Below are 24,352 nucleotides of genomic sequence, written 5' to 3' on the forward strand. Positions count from 1 at the left end.
GGTGCAAACGATTGTCGTGCGAACGGGTGGCTTCGACCGCCTTTCCATCACTCATGGCTTGCGGAATCCCTGTATTTTACTTTTTGGCGATTTGGGCTAACATCGTGCAAACGATTGCAAAGACCTGCCATGAACATCGCCACCTCCCCCGACTCGGTGCTGGGCTTCACCCTCGACGCCATGAAACGCACGCCCGACCCGCGGCTGCGCACCGTGATGGACGCACTCACGCGCCACCTGCATGCCTTCGTGCAGGAGGTGAAGCTCACCGAGGAGGAGTTCGAGCAGGCGCTCGAATTCATCGTCGCCATCGGCCACGCCACGGGCGAGACCAAGAACGAGGTGGTGCTGGCGGCGGACATCCTGGGCGTGTCGACCGTGGTGGCGCTGCAGAACAACCAGGACCCGCACGGCGAGTCGCCGGCCGCGCTGCTCGGGCCGTTCTGGCGCGCGAACGCACCGGCCTGCGCGCTGGGCGACAACATCGCGCGCTCGGGCACGCCGGGCATTCCGCTGGAGGTGACGGGCACGGTGCGCGACGCCGCGGGCCGGCCGGTGGCCGAGGCCACGGTCGACGTGTGGCAGGCCTCGCCCGTGGGCCTGTACGAGAACCAGGACCCCGCGCAGGAAGACATGAACCTGCGCGGGCGCTTCAGCACCGACGCCGAGGGCCGCTTTCATTTCCGCAGCGTGCGCCCGGCCGGCTACCCGGTGCCGACCGACGGGCCGTGCGGCGTGCTGCTGCGCGCGCAGCTGCGCCACCCGAACCGGCCCGCGCACCTGCACTTCATGGTGAGCAAGCCGGGGCACAAGGTGCTGATCACGCAGGTGTTCGCCGACGACGACGAGAACCTCGAGAGCGACCCGACCTTCGGCGTGACGCGCCGGCTGATCGGGCGCTTCGCGCTGGCGCCCGACGGCAAGACCGCATCGATGCACCACGACTTCGAACTCGAACCGGGAGAAATGAAGTTCCCCCGGCCTCCCATACCTTGACCACCCCCAGGCTTCGCGCACTTCGCGTCGCTTCGCCAACCCCCTTCGAGGGGGCAACACCTGCGGCCCCGCAAAGCCGGCTCCGCGGTGTTCCGCGAAAAGGCATCACCCCGATCAACCCACTCTTCTCACATCCATGAGCTTCGATCCTGTATCCCGACTCGACGGCAAGGTCGCCGTCATCACCGGCGGCCTCGGCGCCATCGGCTACGCCACGGCCACGCGGCTGGCCGCGCTCGGCGCCACCTGCGTGCTGCTGCACCGCAAGGGCGACGATGCCGCCGCGCGCGCCGCCGCCCTGCCCTCGGCCACCAACCAGCGCCATGCGGCAATCCGCGCCGACATCGTCGATTCGGCAAGCCTTGCCGCCGCCGCCGCCGAAGTGCAAGCCACGCACGGGCGCTGCGACATCCTCGTCAACAGCGCGGGCCACACGCAGCCCGTGCCGGCCGCCGACCTCGACGCGCTGACCGACGAACTCATCGACGACATCGTGCGCGCCAACTTCCGCGGCGTGTTCGCCACCATCCGCGCCTTCGCGCCGATGCTGAAGGCCAGCGGCGACGCGCTGGTGGTCAACATCTCGTCCATCGCGGGCTTCACCGGCGTGGGCAGCAACCTGGCGTACGTCGCGGCCAAGGCGGGGCTCGACGTGGTGGGCGACGCGCTCGCCAAGGCGCTGGCGCCGGCGGTGCGCGTGGTGTCGGTGTCGCCGGGCGCGGTGGAGTCGGGCTTCGTGCCCGGGCGCGGCGCGGAGTTCGCCGGCAAGATGGCCAGCACCACCCCGCTGGGTCGCATCGGCAAGCCCGACGACGTGGCCGCCACGGTCGAGGCGCTGGCCACCACGCTGCGCTTCGTGACCGGCACGCGCATCGTGGTCGACGGAGGGCGCCACCTGTGAGCACCGCCAAGACGCTCATCACCTGCGCCGTCACGGGCAACCTCGTGAAGCCGGAGCAGACGCCGCACCTGCCGATCACGCCGGTGCAGATCGCCGACGAATGCCTGGCCGCGGCCGAAGCCGGCGCGAGCCAGGTGCACATTCATGTGCGCCACCCCGAAACCGGCAAGCCTTCGATGGAGGTCGAGCTGTACCGCGAGGTGGTGGAGCGCATCCGCCGCGGCAACCGCGAGCTGATCGTCAACCTCACGACCGGCCCGGGCGGGCGTTTCGTTCCAAGCGAGGACGACCCGAAGGTCGCGGCACCCGGCACCACGCTGCTGCTGCCGGAAAAGCGCGTGGAACACATCGCGCTCATCAGGCCCGACGTGTGCTCGCTCGACCTGAACACCATGAACTCCGGGCCCGACGTGGTCATCAACACGCCGAGGAACGTGCGCCGCATGGCGAAGGTCATGCGCGAGGCGGGCGTGAAGCCCGAGCTGGAGATCTTCGATTCGGGCGACATCAACCTCGCGCTCGACCTGATCGCCGACGGCACACTCGACGGCCCGGCCATGTGGACCTTCGTGCTCGGTGTGAAGTACGGCTTTGCGCCCACGCCCGAGACGCTGCTGTACGCACGCAACATGCTGCCGCGCGGCGCCTTCTGGAGCGCCTTCGGCATCGGCCGCATGGAGTTCCCCATCGTCGCGCAGGCCTGGCTGATGGGCGGCCATGTGCGCGTGGGCATGGAAGACAACATCTACCTCGAAAAGGGCGTGCTCGCCGAGAGTAATGCCCAACTCGTGGCGAAGGCGCGAGACATCCTCCTGAGCCTGGGCGGTGAAGTTGCCAACCCGCGCGAGGCGCGCGCCATGCTGGGGCTGGCGGACACCCGCGCCGTGCAAGGAGCCGCACGATGAGCGTCGCAGCCATGCACTCCCCCCATTCGGCCCGCGCGCTGCGCGTGAACGAGAAGGCGGCCAACCTCGACGCGCTGCAACTGCACGCCGCACCGCAGGCCGAACCCACCCCGCCCCCGGGTCACGCCGTGGTGCGCATCGCCGCCGCGGCCGTGAACCCGAGCGACGTGAAAGCGACGCTGGGCATCATGCCGCAGGCCGTGTGGCCGCGCACCCCGGGGCGCGACTTTGCGGGCACCGTGGTGAGCGGCCCCGCCGAATGGATCGGCCGCGAGGTCTACGGCTCGGGCGGCGACGTCGGCATCACGCGCGACGGCTCGCATGCACGCTACCTCGTGCTGCCCGAACAGGCGCTGCGCGCCAAGCCCCAGGGCATCTCGATGGACGAAGCCGGCGCGGTGGGCGTGCCCTTCGTCACCGCGTACGAAGGCTTTCGCCGCAGCGGCATGCCGCAGGCCGGGCAGACCGTGCTGGTGCTGGGTGCCAACGGCAAGGTCGGGCAGGCGGCGGTGCAGCTGGCATCGCAGGCCGGTGCGCGCGTGATCGCGGTGCAGCGCCATGCCGGGCCCTATGCGGGTTTTGCGAACGGACCGGTGGACCTGATCGATGCCCGCCACCATACCGACGTGGCCGCACGGGTGCGCGAGCTCACCGACGGGCGCGGCGCGCACATCGTCTACAACACCGTGGGCAGCGCCTACTTCGAGGCCGCCAACAAGGCCATGGCCAAGGGCGCGACGCAGATCTTCATCGCCACGCACGAACGCGCGGTGCCCTTCGACATCTTCGCGTTCTACCGCGGCATGCACACCTTCGTGGGCATCGACTCGCTGGCCATGGACTGCGTGGCCAGCACCGCGCAGCTCGACGCCATGCGCGAAGGCTTCGAGCGCGGCACGCTGAAGCCCTTTCCCGTGGCGCGCAGCTTCACGCTCGACGAAGCGATGGACGCCTACCGGCTGGTGCTCTCCGGCAGCACCGACCGCGTGGTGCTGCGGCCCTGAAGAAGCCCTCCTGGAGCACATCCCATGCACGTGACCCGTTTCAGCGAGGCGCCGCACTACGAGGCGCCCAACCACTTCGACATGCGCTGCCTGCGCCTGCAGGGCAAGGAAGCCGGCCCGTCCACGCAGATGTGGATGGGCATGAGCCAGATATTGCCCGGCGGCCACACCGGCCTGGACGGCTCGCCGATGGAAAAGCTCTACCTCGTGCTCGAAGGCCAGCTGCACGTGGTGGGCGAGATCGACGGCGCACACCAGGAAGAAGTGCTCGGGCCCTACGACAGCTGCCGCTTCGCGCCCGGTGAAAAGCGCCAGCTGGAAAACCGCAGCAACCGGCCGGTGCTGGTCGCGCTGGTGATGCCCCACGCGCCGCCGCCTTAGCGCTCTCTCTTTCAGTCATTCATCGCTCATCGAATCAAATCAACGGAGACAAGACGCATGAAGAAGACATTCCAACAGGGCCGCCGGCACGCGCTGGCGATGGCCGCCGCATTCGCGGCAGCCTGCGCACTCACCGGTGCCCACGCGCAGAGCGCGTGGCCGGGCACGCAGCCCATCAAGCTGGTGGTGCCCTTCACGGCGGGCAGCGGCACCGACATCGTCGCGCGCCTCGTGGTCGAGAAGCTGGGGCCCGCGCTGGGCACCAGCGTCATCGTCGACAACAAGCCCGGCGCCGGCGGCACGCTGGGCGCGGCCATCACGGCCAAGGCGCCGGCCGACGGCTACACGCTGCTGGTGCACTCGGCCGGCCACCTGGTGAACCCGTGGATCTACAAGGGCCTGTCGTACGACACGATCAAGGACTTTGCGGGCATCACGCCGATGGCCAGCCTGCCCAACGTGCTGGTCACCGCGCCCGCGCACTTCGCCGACGTGAAGGACCTGGTGGCGAAGGTCAAGGCCAAGCCCGGCAGCTTCAACTACGGCTCCGCGGGCAACGGCTCGGCCACGCACATGAACGCCGAGGTGTTCCGCCTCGCGGCCGGCATCGATGCGCAGCATGTGCCCTTTCGCGGCACGCCCGAGGCCATGACCGAGGTGATGGCCGGGCGGGTCGACTGGTTCTTCGCGCCGATGGTGTCGGCCCTGCCGCTGATCCAGAGCGGCAAGCTGCAGGCACTCGCCGTGGGCACGGGCAAGCGCTCGTCGGCGCTGCCCAACGCGCCGACCACCGTGGAGGCCGGCGTGCCGGGCTCGGAGTACCTGTTCTGGGTCGGCCTGTTCGCACCCGCGAAAACACCGCAGCCGGTGATCGACCGGCTGCAGGCCGAGGTGGCGAAGATCATGGTGTCGCCGGAGCTGAAGGAGCGGTTGGAGAAGCTGGGTGCCGAGCCCTTCACGATGCCGTCGGCGCAGTTCAACAAGTTCATCGTGGACGAGACCGGCAAGGCGCAACAGGTGGTCAAGGCCGCCAGCATCAAGGTCGACTGACATGGCACCACGCACACTCATCACGGCGGTGGCTCTCGCCGCCAGCCTGCTGCTGCCCGTCGCCGCGCAAGCGCAACCGGCGGACCTCATCGTCACGAACGCGAAGATCGCCACGCTCGATGCCGCCGCCAGCAACGCGCAGGCGCTGGCCGTGCGCGACGGACACATCGTGGCCGTCGGCAACACGACGCAGATGCGCACGCTCGCCGGCCCCATGACCCGCACGGTCGACGCGGGCGGGCGCACCGTCATCCCCGGCCTCATCGACTCGCACATGCATGCGGTGCGCGCCGCGCTGAGCTATTCGACCGAGGTCAACTGGATCGGCGCCGGCACCATCGCCGAAGCCATGGCACGCATCCGCGCCGCCGCAGCCAACGCGCGCCCCGGCGGCTGGCTGATCGTGGCGGGCGGCTGGACCGAGCAGCAGTTCGCCGAACGCCGCCGCCCCACGCTCGCGGAGCTGCAGGAGGCCGCGCCGAACAACCCGGTGTACGTGCAGCTCTTCTATGAAGCGGTGGTCATGACGCCCAAGGCGCTCGAGGCGCTGGCCGTGCCGGCGGGCACGCTGCCCGCCGGCATGAAGCCCTCGCCCGACGGCGCACCGGGCTGGATGACCGGCGACATCGTCGGCATCTCGGCCCTGTTCGACAAGCTGCCCAAGCCCACCTACGACGACAACCTGGCCGGCACGCGCGCCTTCTTCACCGAGTTGAACCGCCTGGGCATCACCGGGCTGGTGGACCCGGGCGGCTTCAGCATCGCGCCTTCGCAGTACGCGGCGCTGTTCGCGCTGTGGCGCGAGAAGGCGCTGACGCTGCGCGTGGCCTACAGCGTGTTCGCGCAGAAGCCCGGCGCGGAACTGCAGGAGTTTCGCGAGCTCACGCAGATGCTGCCGATGGGCTTCGGCGACGACATGCTCAAGTTCAACGGCCTGGGCGAACGCGTGACGCTCGCGATGTACAACAACAATTTCCCCGACGAGGCGGTGAAGGCGAAGTTCTACGAGCTCATCAAGTGGGCGGCGATGCGCAAGCTCGCCGTCACCATCCACTGGCAGGAGAACGGCTCGGTCGACCACCTGCTCGGGCTGTACGAGAAGCTGAATGCCGAAGTGCCGATCAACGGCCTGCGCTGGTCCATTGCCCACCTGGACGATGCCTCCCCCGAGACGCTCGCGCGCATGAAGGCGCTGGGCATCGGCTGGACCATGCAGGACGCGATGTACTTCCAGGGCGACCGCATGCTGAGCGTGCGCGGCGACGCGGCGCGGCGCATGCCGCCCATCGCCACCGCGCTGCGCGCCGGCGTGAACGTGGGCGCAGGCACCGATGCACACCGCGTGGCGTCGTACAACCCCTTCGTCGCATTGCAGTGGATGCTCGACGGCAAGACCGTGAGCGGCAAGGCCATGCGCGGCCCCGACGAAACGCCCTCGCGCGAACAGGCGCTGCGGCTGTACACGGCGGGCAGCGCGTGGTTCAGCTTCGACGAGGGCAAGCGCGGCACCCTGGAGGTCGGCAAGCTCGCAGACTTCGCGGTGCTCGACCAGGACTTCTTCAGCGTGCCGGTGGAGCGCATCGGCAAGACGACCTCGCTCATGACGGTGGTGGGCGGGCGCGTGGTGTATGCGGCGCAGCCCTTCGCCGCGGCGACCACGTCCGTCGCCTCGGCGCCCTAACTGCAGGCCTCGATGCGGTCGGTGGCGAGCGCGCGCCGCACCCGCTCGCGCAGCACCGGCAGCACCTCGCTCTCGAACCACGGATGGTGCTTGAACCACCCCGTGTTGCGCGGCGACGGATGCGGCAGCGGAATGAAGCGCGGCGCGTAGTCCGCGAAGGCCTGCACCGTGTCGGTGACGCCGCCGCGCGCCCTGCTGCCCAGCAGGTGCCGCTGCGCGTACTGGCCCACGAGCAGCGTCAGCTCGATGTGCGGCATCTGCGCCAGCAGGCGGTCTTGCCACAGCGGGGCGCACTCCTTGCGCGGCGGCAGGTCACCGCTGGTGCCGCGGCCCGGGTAGCAGTAGCCCATTGGCACGAGCGCGATGCGCGCGGCGTCGTAGAAGGTGTCGCGCTCCACGCCGAGCCAGCGGCGCAGCTGGTCGCCGCTCTTGTCGTCCCACGGCACGCCCGTCTGGTGCACGGTCATGCTGGGCGCCTGGCCGACGATCAGCAGGCGGGCGCTGGCGCTGGCCTGCACCACGGGCCGCGGGCCCAGCGGCAGGTGCGCCGCACAGACGGTGCAATTGCGGATCTCGGCAAGAAGAAGCTCCACGGCAAGGCTTTTCCGGCGGCCCGGCTATCCGGCAAACGGGCGGAAGAAGGCGTCGAGTTCGCTGCCCGTCGCGGCGTCCGCGAAGCCGTCGAAGCGGCCTTCGTCGGCGAGCGTGCGCGCGGCGCGCATGAAGCCGCCCCAGGCAGCGCGCGCCATGCCGCCGCCCACGCTGACGCGGCGCACACCGAGTTCGGAGATGTCCACCATGCTCAGCTCGCTGGCGCCGCCGACCAGCAGGTTGACCGGCTTGGGCGCCACGGCCGCGACCACCGCCGCGATCTGCTCGCGGGTCTTGATGCCGGGCGCATAGAGGCAGTCGGCGCCCGCGTCCGCATACGCCTTGAGCCGCGCGATGGCGTCGTCCAGGTCGGGCCGTCCGGCGAAGAAGTTCTCGGCGCGGCCGATCAGCAGCACGTCGGCGCCCGATGCGTCGACGGCCTTGCGCGCGGCGCGCATGCGCTCGACCGCCACGTCAATGGGAAAGAGCGGGTCGGCCGCATTGCCGGTCGAGTCCTCGATAGACAGGCCCGCCACGCCGGTCTCGATGGCCAGGCGCACGCTTTCGGCAACGCCCTGCGCGTCGGCGGCGAAGCCGTTCTCGAAGTCGGCGTTCACCGGCAGGTCGGTGGCCGCCACCAGCTCGCGCAGGTGGGCCAGGATGGCGTCGCGCGACATTGCGCCGTCGGCGTGGCCGCGCGACCACGCGAAGCCGGAGCTGGTGGTGGCCAGCGCCTTGAAGCCCAGGCCTTCCAGGTAGCGCGCGCTGCCCGTGTCCCAGGGGTTCGGAATGACGAAGCAGCCTTTTTCGTGGAGGGCGCGGAAGTCGGCGCGCTTTTCGGCGACGGAGCGTGTCATGGAGCCTCGGCTTTCTGCGTGCGTGGCAAGGAGCCCGCATTCTGCGCGCAGCCCGCTCAGCACTCCACCACGTTCACCGCGAGGCCGCCGAGCGAGGTTTCCTTGTAGGTCGACTTCATGTCCTCGCCGGTCTGCTTCATGGTGCGGATCACGGCGTCGAGCGACACGTAGTGGCTGCCGTCGCCGCGCAGCGCCAGGCGCGCCGCGTTGATGGCCTTCACCGCGCCCATCGCGTTGCGCTCCACGCACGGGATCTGCACCATGCCGCCGACCGGGTCGCAGGTGAGGCCGAGGTTGTGCTCCATGCCGATCTCGGCCGCGTTCTCGACCTGCGCCGGCGTGGCGCCCAGCACCGCGGCCAGCGCGCCGGCCGCCATCGAGCAGGCCACGCCCACCTCGCCCTGGCAGCCGACCTCGGCGCCCGAGATGGAGGCGTTGGTCTTGTAGAGCATGCCGATGGCCGCGGCGGTGAGCAGGAAGTCGACGATGCCTTCGTCGCTCGCTTGCGGCACGAAGCGCTGGTAGTAATGCATCACCGCGGGCACCACGCCCGCCGCGCCGTTGGTGGGCGCGGTGACGACGCGCCCGCCCGCCGCGTTCTCCTCGTTCACCGCCATGGCGAAGGCATTGACCCAGTCCATCACCGCCAGCGGGTCGGCCGCGCCGGCCTGCGCCAGCAGTTCGCGGTTCAGCTCCGGTGCGCGGCGGCGCATGCGCAACGGGCCGGGCAGCGCTTGCGCGGCCAATGGGTTGTCGATGCCGAAGCCGCGCTGCACGCACTGCTGCATCACCTGCCAGATGCGCAGCAGGCCGCCGCGCACATCCGCTTCGGGGCGCCATACGCATTCGTTGCGCATGACCAATGCGGCCACCGAGAGGCCGGTGGCCTCGCATTGCGCCATGAGTTCGTCGCCGGTGGTGAAGGGATGCGGCACGGCGGCGGCCGCGGCCACCGTCGCGGCCACGGCCTGCCCGCCCTCGACGACGAAGCCGCCGCCGACCGAGAAGTACGTGCCCTCGGCCAGCGTGCGGCCCTCGGCCGCGAAGGCCGTGAAGCGCATCGCGTTGGGATGCTCGGGCAACGATTCTTCGCCGCGAAACGCGATGTCGCGCACGCGGTCGAAGGCCATCGGCGTGGTGCCGAGCAGGCTGAGCTACCCGGTGCGGCGCAGCGCGTCGAGCCGCGGCTGCACGCTCTCGGGCCGCACCGTGTCGGGCGCCTCGCCGAGCAGGCCCAGGATCACGCCCTGGTCGGTGGCGTGGCCATGGCCCGTGGCGCCGAGCGAGCCGAACAGGTCCACCTGCAGGCGCGCCACCTGCGCGAGCACGCCGCGGCTTTCGAGAGACTGCGCGAACATCAGCGCCGCGCGCATCGGACCCACGGTGTGCGAGCTCGACGGGCCGATGCCGATCTTGAAGATGTCGAAGGCGGACAGCATCAGCGCGTCAGGCAAGCGGCAACTGCTGCTTGACCAGCGCCACCCAGTACGCCGCGCCCAGCGGCAGGATGTTGTCGTTGAAGTCGTAGTACGGGTTGTGCACGTTCGGGTCGTTCGGGCCCTCGCCCGCGCCGATGCCGATGTAGGCGCCCGGGCGCTTCTGCAGCATGAAGGCGAAGTCTTCCGAGCCCATGGCCGGCGGAATGTCGGTGTGCACCTGCGCGCGCTCGACCAGGCTGGCGGCCGCGGCAATGGCCGCGTCGGTCTCGGCGGGCGTGTTGACCACGCCGGGGTAGCCGCGGCGGTAGTCCAGCGCCACGCGGGCGCCGTGCGTGGCGGCCACGCCGTCGCAGATCTGCTGCATCGCGGCCTGGGTCTTGTCCTGGATGGCCGCGTCCAGCGTGCGCACGGTGCCGCGCAGCACCACCGTCTCGGGAATCACGTTCCAGGTGTCGCCGCCGTGGATCTGCGTGACGCTCACCACGGCCGAGTCGGTGGCGCCGGTGCGGCGGCTCACGATGGTCTGCAGCGCGTTGATGAGCTGGGCCGAGACCACCACCGAGTCGATGCCGGTCTCGGGCATGGCGCCATGGCTGCCCTTGCCGGTGACGACGATCTCGAAGGTGTCGAGAAAGGCCGTCATGGTGCCCTTGCGGATGGCGAACTTGCCGCGCGCCAGGCCCGGGAAGTTGTGCATGCCGTACACGGCGTCGGCCGGGAACTGGTCGAACAGGCCCTCTTCCACCATGACGCGGCCGCCGCCTTCGTTCTCCTCGGCGGGCTGGAACAAGAAGTGCACCGTGCCCTTGAAGGGCTTGTGGCGCGACAGGTGCTCGGCCGCGCCCAGCAGCATGGCGGTGTGGCCGTCGTGCCCGCAGGCGTGCATCTTGCCGACGCACTTGGACGCATGCGCCTGCGTGCCCAGCTCCTGCATGTTGAGCGCGTCGAGGTCGGCGCGCAACGCGATGCTCGGGCCCTCGCCGTTCTTCAGCGTGCCGACCACGCCGGTGCCGGCCAGGCCGCGGTGCACCGGCAGGCCCATCAGCATCAGCGCATTGGCGACGACGTTGGCAGTGCGGTGTTCCTCGAAAGCGGTCTCGGGGTTGGCGTGGATGTCGCGGCGCCAGCTGAGCATGCGGGCACGGGTGTCTTCGGCAATTTCGGGGTCGCGGTACATGGCGTGGGTCTCTCTTGGCGTTGTGGGGTCAGTGGAAGAATTCGGCGATCAGGGTCGCACCGAGGAAGGTGCCAGCGGTGGCGGTGAGCGACACCACCACGATGCGCCAGCCCAGTTGGCGGAACACCGGCAGGTCTTTCGCCACCGAGAAGCCGGCCAGCGCCAGCACCGGCGTGGTGAAGGCCAGGAAGTTGAGCTTGGACGTGATGCCGATCAGCGCGTCGGAGAACGGGAACAGCCCCGGAATGCCCACCACGGTGGCCACCACCGACAGCACCAGCACCATCGGCAGGCGCGGCGCGAGGCGCTTGATGCCCTCGACCACCAGCGCAATCAGCACCACCGCGGCCACGCCTTCGAGCGACACCAGCACCGGCACCTTGTAGGTCAGCGAATTGCCGATGAGCACGCCGCCGCCCACCACGGCCCAGGCGATGAGCGTGTCGCGGAACGGCAGCGCGCCGCCGTGCGCCACGCTCACCTGCGACATCGCACCCGTGCCCGCAGCGTCCTGCGCGCCGCGCTTGGACATGCGGCCCAGCACCGGCTCCAGCTTGCCGTACAGCCACGAACACAGCGGCAACGACAGGAACAGCGTGAAGTAGAAACCCGCCACCGTGGTCAGCAGGTTCGACGCGGCGGCGATCGCGGTGAGCTGCGGCAGCATCTCGGGCGGGTTCTGCGCGGCAATGGCGCCCAACGCAGCGGCCATCAGGCTGCCCGAGCCCACGCCGGCGCCCATGGCCAGCGAGCGCGGGTCGAAGATGTGCAGGCTCGCGATGAAGCCCGCCAGCACCGCGATGAAGAGCGCGCCCAGCACCGTGCCGGTGATGTACTCGGCCAGCACGCCGCGGCCTTCGGGCGAGGCCATGCCGTACTTCTCTCCGATGATCACGAGGTTGCCCTCGCGGCCCACCGAGAAGGTGGCGCCCACCGCCTCGCGCTTGATGCCCAGCAGCAGCGCCAGCGGCAGGCCGAGCGCCAGGGTGCCCAGCGCATGGCCGAACTCCTGGAACAGCAGCGCCCAGCCGGCCTGCTTGATCTGCGGCAGCGCGGCGCCCACGGTCAGCCCCAGCTTCACGATGAAGAGCAGCAAACCCGCGTTGAGCAGGCCGCCGGCGAACGACTGCTCGGCGGTCGCCACGCGCACCACGCCCGGCATGCGGCGGTGCGCGATGCCCCACACGGCCGCGATCAGCAGCGCCCACAGCATCGGCAGCAGCGCCACCTTGCCGGGGCCGACGCTGAACTGCGCCGGGCCGATGAGCTCGGCCGCGGCCACGATGGCCAGCGTGACGAGCGCGAGCTTGAGTTTTCCGGAGGCGCCGGCGGAGGGCGCGGCGGCGGCGAGGGCCGGGTGGGCGGAGGCGGCAGGGTTCATGGCGCGGGGGGCTCGGTCTGTGGCAATCCGGGCGAGTTTCTGCCTGCGGGCCTCTTGCATCAATGACAGTAAATCGGGATATTCGATGCACCAAATGCAACACTCGCCACGAACTTCAGGAGACCGGGCCATGGACGACAAGCTCGACACGCGCCGCGTGCGCTACTTCATGCAGGTGCTCGACAGCGGCTCGGTGCGCGGCGCCGCCGACGTGCTCGACATGGACCCCTCGGCCGTGAGCCGCGCCATCGGCCTGCTCGAGCAGGAATGCGGCGTGCCGCTGCTGGAGCGCCACGGCCGCGGCGTGGCGCCCACCGACGCGGGGCAGATGCTGGCCGGCTACGTGCGCCGGCAGAACAGCCAGAAGCAGCACCTCATGGCGCAGATGGACAGCATCCGCAAGATCGAGCGCGGCCACATCGACGTGGTGGCTGGCGAGGGCTACGTCGACTGGCTCATGCGCCACAGCCTGCGCGACTTCATGACCACGCACCCGAAGATCACCATCGACCTGGACGTGGCCAGCACCGACGAGATCGTGCAGCGCGTGGTCGAGGAGCGCGCCCACATCGGCATGCTGTTCCAGCCGCCCAAGGACGATCGGCTCACGTCGCATCAGTCGCACCCGCAGCCGATCCAGGCGCTGGTGCTGGCTTCGCACCCGCTCGCACGGCTGGGCCGGCCGCTGAAGCTGGCCGACCTGGTGCCCTACCCCGGCGCCACGCTGCACCGCAACTTCGGCGTGCGCCAGCACATCGAGGCGGCCGAGGTCAGCGAGGGCGTGCGGCTGCCCTCGGTGCTGACCACCACCTCGTTCAGCGCGCTGGGGCATTTCGTGTCGGCGGGGCTGGGGTACGCGCTGGGCACGCGCATCTCGCTCACGCCCAACGCCACCCACCCCGAAGTGGTCGAGCTGCCGATGAAGAACCCGTTGCTGTCGCAGGGCCGCTCCCACATCGTGTCGCGGCACGGACGCATGCTGTCGCCGGCCGCGGCGGAGCTGCTGCGGTGCATCGTGGCGGACATGCGCCGCTATGCCGAGACCCCGCCGGGGCCCGAGAAGCGCCCGGCCGTGCGGCCAGCCACGCGCCGGCGCGGCGTGGCCGCATGACGGCCACGTTGCGCGATGCGGCCCATCGGTGTTCTGATCGGACCCCATGTCCTATGTCATCCCGCTTTTCATTCACCTGCTGTGCGCCGCCTTCTGGGTCGGCGGCATGGCGACCATGCATTTCGCGGTGCGCCCCGCGGCCGTCGCCACGCTGGAGCCACCGCTGCGCCTGCGCATGATGGCCGCGACGCTGCGGCGCTTCTTCGTGGGGGTGGATGCGTCGGTCACGCTGCTGTTCGTGACCGGCGTGGTGATGATCCTGGCGACCGGCGGCTTTCGTTCCGTGCACTGGCGCGTGCAGGCCATGATGAGCCTCGCCATCGTGATGGCCGCGATCTACGTGTACATCCGCGCCTCGGTGTTCAAGGCGCTGCGGCGCGCGGTGGCCGACAGCGAGTGGCCGAAGGCGGCTTCGCTGCTGAACACGGTGCGCCAGCTGGTGGGAATGAACCTGGTGCTGGGCGTGGTGGTGTTCGCGGTGGCGATCGTCGGGCGCGCGGGTTAGGGGTCAGGCCCCGCCCGGCGAGGCTTCAGCGCTCGCCCAGCACCGCGCCGTCCACCGGCTTGCGCTCGACCTCGATGTTGCCGCGCATGAGCCTGGCGTACGAACAGGCCTAGGCAGCGGGCCCCTTGAGTTCGACCGTGTTGCCGTCGGGGTCGCCAAGGTAGATCGACGGGCCGTTGCCCTCGGCGCCGAAGTTGTTCTGCACGTCGCCGTGCAGGGCGACACCGTGCCGCGCCATGAGCGCGCGGATGCCCGCTTCATCGAAGGGCTCGATGCGCAGGCAGAGATGGTCGACGTTGCGGCCTTCCGCGCCGGGCAGCGCCCCGCCCTGCTTGCCCAGCGGGCCGTCGGGCGTGACGAGGTCGATCAGGCTGGCACCGGCGCGCAGGTGCACCAGCCCCAGGTCGTCGCGCCGCTTCTCGACGTCGCAGCCCAGCACGTCGCGGTAGAACGCGACGGCGCGCTCCATGTCCTTCACGCGCAGCACCACATGGTCGATGCGCAGCACCGAGAACGGTGGGCGCATCGGGTCTGTCATGGCTGCTTCGTCAGACGACGCCGGCGGAGCGCAGGGCGTCGAAGCGGGCCGCGCCGATGCCCATTTCCGCCAGCACCTCCTGCGTGTGCTGCCCCAGCGCCGGCGGCGCGTGGCGCAGCACGGGCGGCGTGGCCGACAGGCGCAGCGGGCTCGCTACGCCGGTGATGCTCGTGATGCCGTCGCCCGCATCGCGCGGCAGCGTCACCTTGAGGCCGCGCGCCTGCACCTGCGCGTCGTCGAAGGCCTGCGCGATGTCGTTGATCGGGCCGCAGGGCACGGCCTTGTCCTCGAGCAGCGTGACCCACGCGGCCGTGGTGCGGGTGCGCGTGAGTTCTTCCATCATCGGAATCAGCACCCCGCGGTGCTTCACGCGCAGCGTGTTGGTCGCAAAGCGCGCGTCGGCCGCCCATTCGGGGTGGCCGGCCGCTTCGCAGAAGCGCGCGAACTGGCCGTTGTTGCCCACGGCCAGCAGCATCGCGCCGTCCTGCGTCGGAAAGTCCTGGTAGGGCGCCAGGCTCGGGTGCGTGTTGCCCTGGCGCTGCGGCGCTTCGCCGGTGTTGAGGAAGGCGCTGGCCTGGTTGGCGAGGATGGCCATGCCCACGTCGAGCAGCGCCATGTCGATGTGCTGGCCTTCGCCGGTGCGGTCGCGCACCTGCAGCGCCGCCAGGATGGCGGTGCTGGCGTACACGCCGGTGAACAGGTCGGTCAGCGCCACGCCCACGCGCAGCGGGCCGCCACCGGGCACGTCGTCGGGACGGCCGGTGATGCTCATCATGCCGGTCATGGCCTGGATCATCAGGTCGTAGCCCGCGCGCTCGGCGTAGGGGCCGTCGTGGCCGAAACCGGTCACGCTGCAGTAGATGAGGCGCGGATTGGCCGCGCGCAGGCTTTGCTGGTCGAGGCCGTATTGCGCGAGGCCGCCGGTCTTGAAGTTCTCCACCACGATGTCGGCCTGCGCCGCCATCTGCTTGAGCAGCGCCTGCCCCTCGGGCGTGGCCATGTCGATGGTGACCGAGCGCTTGTTGCGGTTGCAGGCGGTGAAGTAGCTGGCCTGGTCGGTGTCGTTGCCGTTCGCGTCCTTGATGAAGGGCGGGCCCCAGGTGCGCGTGTCGTCGCCGACGCCGGGGCGCTCGATCTTGACGACGTCGGCGCCCAGGTCCGCCAGGATCTGCGTGCACCACGGGCCCGCGAGCACGCGGGACAGATCCAGGACCTTGATGCCGTCGAGTGCTGCGGGCTTGTTGCTCATGCCTTCGATCAGTTGGCGAAAGCCGCGATGCCGGTGATGGCGCGGCCCAGGATGAGCGCGTGGATGTCGTGCGTGCCTTCGTAGGTGTTGACCACTTCCAGGTTCACCAGGTGGCGTGCCACGCCGAACTCGTCGCTGATGCCGTTGCCGCCCATCATGTCGCGCGCCATGCGGGCGATGTCCAGCGACTTGCCGCAGTTGTTGCGCTTCATGATCGAGGTGATTTCCACCGCGGCCGTGCCTTCGTCCTTCATGCGGCCCAGGCGCAGGCTGCCTTGCAGGCCCAGCGTGATCTCGGTCTGCATGTCGGCCAGCTTCTTCTGGATGAGCTGGTTGGCGGCGAGCGGGCGGCCGAACTGCTTGCGGTCCAGCGTGTACTGGCGGGCGCGGTGCCAGCAGTCTTCGGCGGCACCCAGGGCGCCCCACGAGATGCCGTAGCGCGCGCTGTTCAGGCAGGTGAAGGGGCCCTTCAGGCCTTGCACTTCAGGGAAGGCGTTTTCCTCGGGGCAGAACACGCCGTCCATCACGATCTCGCCGGTGATGCTGGCGCGCAGGCCGACCTTGCCGTGGATGGCGGGGGCGCTCAGGCCCTTCATGCCCTTCTCGAGCACGAAGCCGCGGATCGGGCCGACCGTGCCGCTTTCGCTGACTTCCTTGGCCCACACCACGAACACGTCGGCGATGGGCGAGTTGCTGATCCACATCTTGGAGCCGCTGAGCGAGTAGCCGCCCGGCACCTTCTTGGCGCGCGTGGCCATGCTGCCGGGGTCGGAGCCGTGGTCGGGCTCGGTCAGGCCGAAGCAGCCGATCCATTCGCCGGTGGCGAGCTTGGGCAGGAACTTCTGCTTCTGGCCTTCGGTGCCGAATTCGAAGATGGGCACCATCACCAGCGAGCTCTGCACGCTGGCCATCGAGCGGTAGCCCGAGTCGACGCGTTCGACTTCGCGCGCGATCAGGCCGTAGGCGACGTAGTTGAGGCCGGGGCCGCCGTACTGTTCGGGAATCGTCGGGCCCAGCAGGCCGAGTGCACCCATTTCGCGAAAGATGGCCGGGTCGGTTTCACCGCTGCGGAAGCCCTCGATGACGCGGGGCGCCAGGCGCTCCTGGCAGTAGGCATTGGCCGCGTCGCGGATCATGCGTTCTTCGTCGGTCAGTTGCTGGTCGAGAAGAAGGGGGTCGTCCCAGTGGAATTGCGCTTTGGCGGCCATGTGGCTGTCTCCGGAAAAGGGGAAAGAAGAGAAAAACGGGAATAGGTCGATCCTAGCCACGCAGGACCCATGAGGCAAACGAGGATTCCGCACCCAGATATGCGTTCGTAGAATGTCTTGCAAGATGTTGGAGCGGCATCTTCATTGGCGAGCCACCGTTCCCATTCATACATTCCAGTCATACATGCGACGCAAGATCCCGCCCCTGCAGACCCTGGTGTGCTTCGACGCCGCCGCGCGCCACGAGAGCTACACCCGCGCCGCGCAGGAGCTCGCCCTCACGCAGAGCGCGGTGTCGCGGCAGATCGGCACGCTCGAAGCCTTCCTGGGCGTGGCGCTGTTCCGCCGCACGCGCCACGGCGTGGCGCTCACCGCCAGCGGCGCGGCCTACGCGCGGCAAACGGCCCTGCGGCTGCAGGCGATGGAACGCGACGCGCTCGACGCCATGGCGCACCAGGGCGAAGGCGGCTCGCTGTCGCTGGCGGCAGTGCCCACCTTCGCCACCCGCTGGCTGATGCCGCGCCTGAAGGGCTTCGCGGCGCTGCAGCCCGACGTGGTCGTGCACATCGAGACGCGCACCCGCCCCTTTCTCTTCGCCGACGCCGAGTTCGACGCCGCGCTGTATGCCGGCACGCCCGCGCAGGTGGAGAACTGGGCCGGCACGCATGCGCTGCTGCTGATGCACGAGGACGTGGTGCCGGTGTGCAGCCCCTCGCTGCTGCCCCGCGGCAAGGCCGTGGCGCCGGCCGCCGTCGCGAAGATGCCGCTGCTGCAGCAGAGCACGCGGCCTGACGGCTGGCGCCAGTGGTTCGACGCGCAGCAGATCGACGCGCCCAACGCGCGCGGCGGGCCGCGCTACGAGCTGTTCTCCATCCTCGCGGCAGCCGCGTCGCACGGGCTGGGCGTGGCGCTGATGCCGACGATGCTGGTGGCCGACGAACTGGCACGCGGCGACCTGGTGGTGGCGTGCGCGCGGCCGTTGTCGGGCGAGCGCAACTACTACCTGGTCACGCCAGAGCGCGCCGACCAGCGGCCCTTGCTGAAGTTCTTCAGCGACTGGCTGCTAGTGCAGGCGCGGCAAGGTCGGGCAAACTGAAAAGTCACTCGATCTAGACATTTTTATCTTTATGTCTATTATGTGATACGTATATGCCATCCACTGCGCCCACCACCTCCCAAGGAGCCGGCCAACGCCTTGAAGCCTTCGGTCGGCACATTCACGCTCGGCGAAAGGCACTCAAGGTCAGCGCCGTCACGACCGCCGAGGCGGCGGGCATGTCGCGCATGACGCTGCATCGCATCGAACGCGGGGAGCCGTCCGTCACGATGGGGGCCTACATGAACGCGCTGGCGGCATTGGGGCTGGATGTCGAGGTGGTTGCGCCGTTCGAAGGCCGCGCCAGGGAAATTGCAACGCCTGCTTCCGCGCGCGCGCCGAAGACAACCGTGCGGGTCGCCGATTTCCCGCAATTGCGCCGTCTCGCCTGGCAACTGCCGGCGGACGCAGAGCTCACCCCCGAAGAAGCCTGGGGCACCTACGAACGCAACTGGCGCCACGCCGATCCATCGGCACTCGAAGACAAGGAACGCCAGTTGCTCGCCGAGCTGGCCCGCACGCTCGGTCGCAAGCCCCTGGATGTTTGAACGCGCACACCATCGCCGCGTGGCCGAGGTGCTCGCCGCGCTGAATGCCGACCTGCTGGCAGACAACCATTGCCTGTTCGGCGGGGGCACTGCCATCGCGCTTCGGCATGGCGAGTACCGCGAATCGGTGGACATCGACTTTCTCGTGTCGGACGTGGCGGGCTATCGCTGCCTGCGGCAGCTTGTCACCGGCAGCGAAGGCCTGCGCGCACTCGCCCGCGATGGCGGCCAGTTGCAGCAGGCACGCGAAGTACGCGCCGACCAATACGGAATCCGAACCCTCGTTCGCGTGGACGGCACGGAGCTCAAGTTCGAAATCGTGCTCGAGGCACGCATCGCGCTCGAAGCGCCGGGTGCCGCCGACCGCATCTGCGGCATCGCCACGCTCACGCCCCTGGACATGGCAGCAAGCAAGCTGCTCGCCAATTCCGACCGCTGGGCCGACGACAGCGTGTTCAGCCGGGACCTGATCGACCTGGCCATGATGCGGCCCGGCAAAACGCTGCGCCAGCACGCAACAGACAAGGCCCGGCTGGCCTACGGCGACAGCATCGACACCGACCTTGCAAGAGCGGCCGATGCCTTGCTGCAGCGGCCCGGCCGCATGGAAAGGTGCATGGACATGCTGCAGATGGCGCCTTCGGTCCCTCCGGCACTGCTGCGCAAACATATCAAGGCCTTGCTTCCAAGGGCATCCCGCGGGACGCACAGCGACCGCCCTTGAACGAACGCCCGCTCGCCGCTGGCATCGCGTCCGAAAACGGCCAGCATCGCCCGCCCGCCGCCCGGACACTGGCCCCATGCAAACCTCCGCCCCCCCTGTGCGCACCATCGCCGCCCTCGACTGGCCCCGCATCGAAACCGACCTTGGCGCCCGCGGCTGCGCCGTCGCCGGCCCCCTCTTCACGCCCGAGGAATGTGCCGCGCTCATTGCGATGTACGACGAGGGCGAGCGCTTTCGCAGCCGCGTCGTGATGCAGCGCCACGGCTTCGGCCAGGGCGAGTACCAGTACTTTGCCTACCCGCTGCCGAAGAAGCTCGCGGCATGGCGCGGCGCGCTGTACGAACGGCTGGCGCCGCTGGCCAACGCGTGGGCCGCCGCCATGGGTCAGCCGGCCGACTACCCGCCCGACCACGCGGCCTACCTGGCGCGCTGCCACGCCGCAGGCCAGCTGCGCCCCACGCCGCTGCTGCTGCGCTACGACGAAGGCGACTACAACTGCCTGCACCAGGACCTGTACGGCGACCTGCAGTTTCCGCTGCAGCTCACGGTGCTGCTGAGCGTTCCGGGGCAGGACTTCACCGGCGGCGAGTTCGTGCTGACCGAGCAGCGCCCGCGCATGCAGTCGCGCGCCGAGGTGGTGTCGCTCGCGCAGGGCGAGGCGGTGATCTTCGCAGTCAACCAGCGGCCGGTGGCGGGCACGCGAGGCAGCTACCGCGTGACGATGCGCCACGGCGTGAGCCGGCTGCGCGCGGGCCGGCGGCACACGCTGGGCCTGATCTTCCACGACGCACGCTGAGCGGCTTCGCGCACGGCCCGCCCCGCGGCCGCTGCGGTCTAGACAGGCCTGAGACACGCCATTCGCGAAGACGAGCGAAAATCTCGCCCGCCTGCGGCACCCACCAGGATCCCTGACACACACGATCGGGGCCGTGGGCTCCCTGCAGGCCGACCCGCGGCCTTCGCGTCGCGGGTGTGTCCGATGGTTGCCAGGGAGCTGTATGCACAAGAACACGTCCGGACATCCGGCCGCGGCTGGAAGGCCGTCGATAGAACCCGCCGCCGCCGCCTCGACAGCGGCCCCACCGCCCGGGCGTTCGCGGCGCTTCAGGGTCGACGTGGGCTCCATCGTCAGTGCCGTGGCCCTGGCCCAGTCGCTGCTGCTGGTGTCGCTGGGCTACTGGGGCTCGCAGCGGCTGGTGTCGCGCATCGGCGTGTCCGCGCACAAGTCCAACCACGACCGCACCGAGGACAAGGTGCGGGCCTTCCTGCAGAAGGCCGAGTCGGTCATCAACGCGGTGGGCACCGCACCCAGCCTGCGGCCCGCGGGCGACCAGGTGGAACACACGTCCGAGCTGCTGTGGACGCTGCTGCAGCAGTCGCCCGAGCTCGACAGCATCTACGTGAGCAACGAGCGCGGCCAGATGCTGATGGCCCTGCGCTACCCGGTGCCTGCCATGCGCCACATCGAGCTCGGCCAGGGCTTCACCACGGAAACCTGGCAGTACAAGCTGCCGCTGGACGCCGAGGCCGACGTGCAGCAGCGCTACGCCACGCAGCGCATCGCGTCCTACCGCAGCAGCTACGACCCGACGCAGCGCAGCTGGTACTTGCAGGCCAGCAAGACGCAGGGCCCGGTCTGGACGCGGCCCTATGTGTTCGCGGCCGCGCAGGAGCTGGGCGTGACCTACGCGCTGCCCAGCAAGCGCCGCTACGCGGACAGCAGCGCGCAGGCGCTGGTGGTGGCGGGCGACGTGTCGCTGGGGCGGCTCTCCGACTTCGTGCGGCAGTTCAGCAGCGGCGGCTACGGCGACAGCGCGCTGCTGAGCTCGGACGCCCGCGTGCTCGCGCGCAGCGACATGCCGGGCGTGCTGCACAAGCTGGACGCGCCGACCGGGGTGCTCGGCGCACTGCACGCGCACATGGTGGCCGACGGCACCGCCGGCAGCGGCACCGCCACGGCGTTTTCGTTCGCCCACGAAGGGCGCCGCTACCTGGTGCAGACCTCGCGCATTCCCGCCACCGGCTGGCAGCTGGTGAGCTGGGTGCCCGAGGAAATGCTGCTGGGCGACCTGCACCGCGCGGTGCTGTGGGGGCTGCTGCTGGCGCTGGTCTTCCTGGCGATGGCGCTGCTCATGTCGCTGAAGCTGTCCAAGCTGGTGACCTCGCCGGTGGAGAACCTCTCGCACATCGCGCGGCGCATCGGCCTGCTGGAACTGGACAACCTGCCGCGCGAGCCGAGCCGCGTGCTGGAAATCCAGCATCTGGACCAGGCCCTGGACGACTCGGCGCGCAGCCTGAAGGCGTTCAGCAAGTTCGTGCCGGTGGACGTGATCAACCAGCTCATCGCCGAGGGCCATGCGCTCGCGCCCAACGGCTCGCCGCGCCGTATCACGGTGATGTTCACCGACGTGGAAGGCTTCACCTCGATCTCGGAGTCGCTGGACACCGACGTGCTGGTGGGCATGCTGACCGAGTACTTCAACCTGGCCACCGGCGTGTTCGCGCGGCACGGCGGCGTGGTCGACAAGTTCATCGGCGACGGCATCATGGTGCTGTGGGGCGCGCCGGCCGACCTGCCCGACGCGGAACACAAGGCCTGCCTGGCGGCGCTCGAGCTGCATGTGGAAATGAGCGAGCTCAACCGCAAGTGGCTGGCACAGGGGCTGCCCGAATTCCGCACGCGCGTGGGCATCCATACCGGAACGGTGATCGCGGGGGTGCTGGGCTCGAACGACCGGCTGTCTTACACGGCCTTCGGCGACGTCATCAACGTGGCGAGCCGCATCGAGGGCATCAACAAGCAGCTGGGCACGCAGATGCTGATGTCGGAGGTGACCTTCGCCGGGCTGCAAGGCCGCCTGCACACGCGGCGCATCGAGGAGCTGGTGGAGCTGCGCGGCCGGCAGACGCGCATGGTGCTCTACGAGCTGCTGACGTCCTAGGCTGCTGCGGCTTCCGAGGCCGCGGCAGCGCGCTGCGCGGCAAAGGCCACGTACCAGTCGAGGCTCGCGGGGTTGGCCATGGCCTCGCGGTTGACCACCTTCTCGATCGGCTGGCCCAGCAGCAGCTTCTTGATCGGCAGCTCCTGCTTCTTGCCCGACAGCGTGCGCGGAATCTCGGCCACCTGGAAGATGTCGTTGGGCACGAAGCGCGGCGACAGCGAGGTCTTGATGGCGTTGTTCAGCCGCGTGCGCATCGCGTCGTCCAGCGCCACGCCGGGGCGCAGCACCACGAACAGCGGCATGTAGCTGTCGCGGCCCAGGTACTCCAGGTCGACCACCATCGAGTCGAGCACCTCGGGCAGTGCCTCGACCGCGCTGTAGATCTCGCTGGTGCCCATGCGCAGGCCCTGGCGGTTGATGGTGGCGTCGCTGCGGCCGTAGATGACGCAGCCGCCGTCTTCGCCGATCTTGATCCAGTCGCCGTGGCGCCACACGCCCGGGTAGGTGTCGAAGTAGCTCGACAGGTAGCGCGCGTTGCCTTCGTCGCCCCACAGGTAGAGCGGCATCGACGGAATGGGCTGGGTGCACACCAGCTCGCCCACCTCGCCGACGACGCTCTGCCCGCCCTCGTTCCAGGCCTCGACCGCATGGCCGAGTTCGCGGCACTGCATCTGGCCCGGCACTTCGGGCAGTTCGCGGTTGCCGCCGACGAAGGCGCCGCAGAAGTCGGTGCCGCCCGAGATGTTGCACCACCACACATCCGGGGAGCCCGCGTCGAGCACCTGCTGCGAGCCCCAGCGCTGCACCTCTTCGGGCAGCGGCGAGCCGGTGCTGCCGAGCGCACGCACGCGCGACAGGTCGCCGCAGTCTTTCGCGACCAGGCCGGCCTTCATGCAGTTGGTGAAATAGGCCGCGCCCGCGCCGAAGAAGGTGACCTTGTGTCGCGCCACGAAGCGCCACAGCACACCCCAGTCGGGCTTGTCCTTGCTGCCGGCCGGGTTGCCGTCGTAGATGCAGATGGTGGCGCCGAAGGCCATGCCCGAGAGCTGCGAGTTCCACATGACCCAGCCGGTGGAGCTGTACCAGTGGTAGCGCTCGCCGAAGTTGTTGGCGCCGTAGCTCGCGCCCACGTCGTTGTGCAGGCCGCAGGCATGCATGGTGAGGATGATGCCGCCCTGCCCGTGCACGATGGGCTTGGGCAGGCCGGTGGTGCCGCTCGAATAGACGATCCAGATCGGGTGGTCGAAGGGCAGCCACTCGGGCTCGAAGGCGGCGACCCTGTCGTCGTAGCGGTCGATGGCGTGCAGCCATTCGACGTCGTGCGGCACCGTCTGCGCGGCGTAGGGCGTCTTCACCAGCACCAGCTTCTTCACGCTCGGCAGCTGCGCGCGCAGTTCCTGCAGCACGGTGCTGCGGTCGAGCGCCTTGCCGCCGTAGTGCACGCCGTCCACCGCGATCAGCACCTTGGGCTCGATCTGGCGGAAGCGGTCGGCCACGGCGGCGGTGCCCATGTCGGGCGCGCACACGCTCCACACGGCGCCGATGCTGGAGCACGCCAGGAAGGCCACCATGGTCTCGGGCACGTTGGGCATGTAGGCGGCCACGCGGTCGCCGCGCTGCACGCCCAGCGACTTGAGCGTGAGCGCGGCCGAAGCGACCTGGCGGCGCATTTCGGGCCACGACATCTCGCGCACCTCGCCACGCTCGTTGTCGCTCACAATGGCGGGCATGCCGGCCGCATGTGCCGCGTCGACATGGCGCAGCACCTCGCGCGCGTAGTTGACCTGGGCGCCGGGGAACCAGCGCGCGCCGGGCATGCGCGATTCGGCGAGCACCGCGGTGTGCGGCGTGGGCGACTCGATGCGGGCGTAGTCCCACAGGCTCTGCCAGAAAGCATCGAGGTCGGTGACCGACCAGCGCCACAGCGCGTCGTAGCTGTCGAACGAGAGGCCGCGCGTGTCGCGCAGCCAGTTTTGATACAGACGGATCTGGGGAATGTTGGGAACGGCCATGGCACGAGCGTAGCGCCGCGAACGACCGTGCTCAATGAGGGTTGACCTCAGGGTTT

22 protein-coding genes and 1 pseudogene are annotated in these 24,352 nt (G+C 69.6%); 14 read left to right on the forward strand and 9 right to left on the reverse strand.

Annotated features, from left to right (window positions below; translation table 11 throughout):
• Window positions 1–129 precede the first annotated feature (129 nt).
• From ACSFBM_RS23320 to ACSFBM_RS23350, 7 genes are all read left to right on the forward strand, one after another.
• Window positions 130–996: a dioxygenase family protein gene (locus tag ACSFBM_RS23320; RefSeq protein ID WP_435486501.1), complete on the forward strand. Its 867-nt coding sequence runs from the start codon at window positions 130–132 to the stop codon at window positions 994–996.
• Window positions 997–1,132: 136 nt separating this feature from the next.
• Entirely contained in the window at window positions 1,133–1,897 is a 765-nt protein-coding gene (locus tag ACSFBM_RS23325) for an SDR family NAD(P)-dependent oxidoreductase (RefSeq protein WP_435486502.1), read from the forward strand.
• Complete coding sequence (locus ACSFBM_RS23330; RefSeq protein WP_435486503.1) at window positions 1,894–2,802, forward strand: beta-keto acid cleavage family enzyme; 909 nt, start codon at window positions 1,894–1,896, stop codon at window positions 2,800–2,802. Before ACSFBM_RS23325 ends, ACSFBM_RS23330 begins: the two co-directional genes overlap by 4 nt.
• The gene (locus tag ACSFBM_RS23335; protein WP_435486504.1) at window positions 2,799–3,806 is read left to right on the forward strand and encodes a quinone oxidoreductase family protein; all 1,008 of its coding nucleotides are present in this window, start codon (window positions 2,799–2,801) and stop codon (window positions 3,804–3,806) included. Before ACSFBM_RS23330 ends, ACSFBM_RS23335 begins: the two co-directional genes overlap by 4 nt.
• Before the next feature lie 24 nt (window positions 3,807–3,830).
• Window positions 3,831–4,187, forward strand: coding sequence for a cupin domain-containing protein (locus ACSFBM_RS23340; RefSeq protein ID WP_435439935.1), 357 nt, complete (start codon window positions 3,831–3,833; stop codon window positions 4,185–4,187).
• 57 nt (window positions 4,188–4,244) lie between these two features.
• Window positions 4,245–5,237, forward strand: a complete 993-nt coding sequence (locus tag ACSFBM_RS23345; RefSeq protein ID WP_435486505.1) for a tripartite tricarboxylate transporter substrate binding protein — start codon at window positions 4,245–4,247, stop codon at window positions 5,235–5,237.
• Window position 5,238: 1 nt separating this feature from the next.
• On the forward strand, window positions 5,239–6,918 hold the full coding sequence (locus tag ACSFBM_RS23350; RefSeq protein ID WP_435486506.1) for an amidohydrolase: 1,680 nt from the start codon (window positions 5,239–5,241) through the stop codon (window positions 6,916–6,918).
• Here the strand turns inward: ACSFBM_RS23350 and ACSFBM_RS23355 are convergent.
• The 5 genes and pseudogenes from ACSFBM_RS23355 to ACSFBM_RS23375 all read right to left on the reverse strand — a co-directional run bounded on the left by ACSFBM_RS23355 (window position 6,915) and on the right by ACSFBM_RS23375 (window position 12,363).
• Window positions 6,915–7,511: a uracil-DNA glycosylase family protein gene (locus ACSFBM_RS23355; protein ID WP_435486507.1), complete on the reverse strand. Its 597-nt coding sequence runs from the start codon at window positions 7,509–7,511 to the stop codon at window positions 6,915–6,917. The two genes, ACSFBM_RS23350 and ACSFBM_RS23355, sit on opposite strands and share 4 nt — an antisense overlap.
• A gap of 24 nt (window positions 7,512–7,535) precedes the next feature.
• Window positions 7,536–8,366, reverse strand: coding sequence for an isocitrate lyase/PEP mutase family protein (locus ACSFBM_RS23360; protein ID WP_435486508.1), 831 nt, complete (start codon window positions 8,364–8,366; stop codon window positions 7,536–7,538).
• 56 nt (window positions 8,367–8,422) lie between these two features.
• Window positions 8,423–9,808, reverse strand: a pseudogene (locus ACSFBM_RS23365) (L-serine ammonia-lyase).
• A gap of 4 nt (window positions 9,809–9,812) precedes the next feature.
• Window positions 9,813–10,982 carry a M20 aminoacylase family protein gene (locus ACSFBM_RS23370; protein ID WP_435486509.1) on the reverse strand — a complete coding sequence of 390 codons (1,170 nt, stop codon included), beginning with the start codon at window positions 10,980–10,982 and terminating at the stop codon, window positions 9,813–9,815.
• A gap of 28 nt (window positions 10,983–11,010) precedes the next feature.
• The gene (locus ACSFBM_RS23375) at window positions 11,011–12,363 is read right to left on the reverse strand and encodes a DUF3100 domain-containing protein (RefSeq protein WP_435486510.1); all 1,353 of its coding nucleotides are present in this window, start codon (window positions 12,361–12,363) and stop codon (window positions 11,011–11,013) included.
• Between the two features lie 130 nt (window positions 12,364–12,493).
• Between ACSFBM_RS23375 and ACSFBM_RS23380 the strand changes: the two genes are divergently transcribed.
• Both ACSFBM_RS23380 and ACSFBM_RS23385 read left to right on the forward strand, forming a co-directional pair.
• On the forward strand, window positions 12,494–13,474 hold the full coding sequence (locus ACSFBM_RS23380) for a LysR family transcriptional regulator (protein ID WP_435486511.1): 981 nt from the start codon (window positions 12,494–12,496) through the stop codon (window positions 13,472–13,474).
• Window positions 13,475–13,520: 46 nt separating this feature from the next.
• Entirely contained in the window at window positions 13,521–13,979 is a 459-nt protein-coding gene (locus ACSFBM_RS23385) for a CopD family protein (protein WP_435439926.1), read from the forward strand.
• A gap of 109 nt (window positions 13,980–14,088) precedes the next feature.
• Here ACSFBM_RS23385 and ACSFBM_RS23390 read toward each other — a convergent pair whose 3' ends face one another.
• Genes ACSFBM_RS23390 through ACSFBM_RS23400 form a run of 3 tightly spaced genes read right to left on the reverse strand, consistent with a single transcriptional unit; the run spans window position 14,089 to window position 16,974 of the window.
• On the reverse strand, window positions 14,089–14,517 hold the full coding sequence (locus tag ACSFBM_RS23390) for a VOC family protein (RefSeq protein ID WP_435486512.1): 429 nt from the start codon (window positions 14,515–14,517) through the stop codon (window positions 14,089–14,091).
• A 10-nt stretch (window positions 14,518–14,527) separates the two neighbouring features.
• Window positions 14,528–15,766, reverse strand: a complete 1,239-nt coding sequence (locus ACSFBM_RS23395; protein WP_435486513.1) for a CaiB/BaiF CoA transferase family protein — start codon at window positions 15,764–15,766, stop codon at window positions 14,528–14,530.
• An 8-nt stretch (window positions 15,767–15,774) separates the two neighbouring features.
• On the reverse strand, window positions 15,775–16,974 hold the full coding sequence (locus ACSFBM_RS23400; RefSeq protein ID WP_435445906.1) for an acyl-CoA dehydrogenase: 1,200 nt from the start codon (window positions 16,972–16,974) through the stop codon (window positions 15,775–15,777).
• Window positions 16,975–17,158: 184 nt separating this feature from the next.
• Between ACSFBM_RS23400 and ACSFBM_RS23405 the strand changes: the two genes are divergently transcribed.
• The 5 genes from ACSFBM_RS23405 (at window position 17,159) to ACSFBM_RS23425 (ending at window position 22,284) form a co-directional block, all read left to right on the forward strand.
• Entirely contained in the window at window positions 17,159–18,070 is a 912-nt protein-coding gene (locus ACSFBM_RS23405) for a LysR substrate-binding domain-containing protein (protein WP_435486514.1), read from the forward strand.
• A gap of 53 nt (window positions 18,071–18,123) precedes the next feature.
• Window positions 18,124–18,618: a helix-turn-helix domain-containing protein gene (locus ACSFBM_RS23410; protein ID WP_435486515.1), complete on the forward strand. Its 495-nt coding sequence runs from the start codon at window positions 18,124–18,126 to the stop codon at window positions 18,616–18,618.
• Complete coding sequence (locus ACSFBM_RS23415) at window positions 18,611–19,342, forward strand: nucleotidyl transferase AbiEii/AbiGii toxin family protein (RefSeq protein WP_435486516.1); 732 nt, start codon at window positions 18,611–18,613, stop codon at window positions 19,340–19,342. Before ACSFBM_RS23410 ends, ACSFBM_RS23415 begins: the two co-directional genes overlap by 8 nt.
• A gap of 76 nt (window positions 19,343–19,418) precedes the next feature.
• Window positions 19,419–20,138 (forward strand): 2OG-Fe(II) oxygenase, encoded by a 720-nt coding sequence (locus ACSFBM_RS23420; RefSeq protein WP_435486517.1) that lies wholly within the window; start codon window positions 19,419–19,421, stop codon window positions 20,136–20,138.
• A gap of 202 nt (window positions 20,139–20,340) precedes the next feature.
• On the forward strand, window positions 20,341–22,284 hold the full coding sequence (locus tag ACSFBM_RS23425) for an adenylate/guanylate cyclase domain-containing protein (RefSeq protein WP_435486518.1): 1,944 nt from the start codon (window positions 20,341–20,343) through the stop codon (window positions 22,282–22,284).
• Here the strand turns inward: ACSFBM_RS23425 and ACSFBM_RS23430 are convergent.
• Window positions 22,281–24,296, reverse strand: a complete 2,016-nt coding sequence (locus ACSFBM_RS23430; protein WP_435486519.1) for an acetoacetate--CoA ligase — start codon at window positions 24,294–24,296, stop codon at window positions 22,281–22,283. The two genes, ACSFBM_RS23425 and ACSFBM_RS23430, sit on opposite strands and share 4 nt — an antisense overlap.
• Window positions 24,297–24,352 lie beyond the last annotated feature (56 nt).

Origin of the sequence: Variovorax pasteuri, from assembly GCF_051216435.1 — a bacterium.
Taxonomy (GTDB): domain Bacteria; phylum Pseudomonadota; class Gammaproteobacteria; order Burkholderiales; family Burkholderiaceae_C; genus Variovorax.

Excerpts from the sequence above, each read along its gene's own strand:
- ACSFBM_RS23415 (WP_435486516.1), top strand. The coding sequence starts at position 18,611 with ATGTTTGAACGCGCACACCATCGCCGCGTGGCCGAGGTGCTCGCCGCG.
- ACSFBM_RS23385 (WP_435439926.1), top strand. The coding sequence starts at position 13,521 with ATGTCCTATGTCATCCCGCTTTTCATTCACCTGCTGTGCGCCGCCTTC.
- ACSFBM_RS23340 (WP_435439935.1), top strand. The coding sequence starts at position 3,831 with ATGCACGTGACCCGTTTCAGCGAGGCGCCGCACTACGAGGCGCCCAAC.
- ACSFBM_RS23320 (WP_435486501.1), top strand. The coding sequence starts at position 130 with ATGAACATCGCCACCTCCCCCGACTCGGTGCTGGGCTTCACCCTCGAC.
- ACSFBM_RS23390 (WP_435486512.1), bottom strand. The coding sequence starts at position 14,517 with ATGACAGACCCGATGCGCCCACCGTTCTCGGTGCTGCGCATCGACCAT.
- ACSFBM_RS23370 (WP_435486509.1), bottom strand. The coding sequence starts at position 10,982 with ATGTACCGCGACCCCGAAATTGCCGAAGACACCCGTGCCCGCATGCTC.
- ACSFBM_RS23360 (WP_435486508.1), bottom strand. The coding sequence starts at position 8,366 with ATGACACGCTCCGTCGCCGAAAAGCGCGCCGACTTCCGCGCCCTCCAC.
- ACSFBM_RS23400 (WP_435445906.1), bottom strand. The coding sequence starts at position 16,974 with ATGGCCGCCAAAGCGCAATTCCACTGGGACGACCCCCTTCTTCTCGAC.
- ACSFBM_RS23410 (WP_435486515.1), top strand. The coding sequence starts at position 18,124 with ATGCCATCCACTGCGCCCACCACCTCCCAAGGAGCCGGCCAACGCCTT.
- ACSFBM_RS23405 (WP_435486514.1), top strand. The coding sequence starts at position 17,159 with ATGCGACGCAAGATCCCGCCCCTGCAGACCCTGGTGTGCTTCGACGCC.
- ACSFBM_RS23380 (WP_435486511.1), top strand. The coding sequence starts at position 12,494 with ATGGACGACAAGCTCGACACGCGCCGCGTGCGCTACTTCATGCAGGTG.
- ACSFBM_RS23345 (WP_435486505.1), top strand. The coding sequence starts at position 4,245 with ATGAAGAAGACATTCCAACAGGGCCGCCGGCACGCGCTGGCGATGGCC.
- ACSFBM_RS23420 (WP_435486517.1), top strand. The coding sequence starts at position 19,419 with ATGCAAACCTCCGCCCCCCCTGTGCGCACCATCGCCGCCCTCGACTGG.
- ACSFBM_RS23325 (WP_435486502.1), top strand. The coding sequence starts at position 1,133 with ATGAGCTTCGATCCTGTATCCCGACTCGACGGCAAGGTCGCCGTCATC.
- ACSFBM_RS23430 (WP_435486519.1), bottom strand. The coding sequence starts at position 24,296 with ATGGCCGTTCCCAACATTCCCCAGATCCGTCTGTATCAAAACTGGCTG.
- ACSFBM_RS23350 (WP_435486506.1), top strand. The coding sequence starts at position 5,239 with ATGGCACCACGCACACTCATCACGGCGGTGGCTCTCGCCGCCAGCCTG.
- ACSFBM_RS23425 (WP_435486518.1), top strand. The coding sequence starts at position 20,341 with ATGCACAAGAACACGTCCGGACATCCGGCCGCGGCTGGAAGGCCGTCG.
- ACSFBM_RS23375 (WP_435486510.1), bottom strand. The coding sequence starts at position 12,363 with ATGAACCCTGCCGCCTCCGCCCACCCGGCCCTCGCCGCCGCCGCGCCC.
- ACSFBM_RS23335 (WP_435486504.1), top strand. The coding sequence starts at position 2,799 with ATGAGCGTCGCAGCCATGCACTCCCCCCATTCGGCCCGCGCGCTGCGC.
- ACSFBM_RS23395 (WP_435486513.1), bottom strand. The coding sequence starts at position 15,766 with ATGAGCAACAAGCCCGCAGCACTCGACGGCATCAAGGTCCTGGATCTG.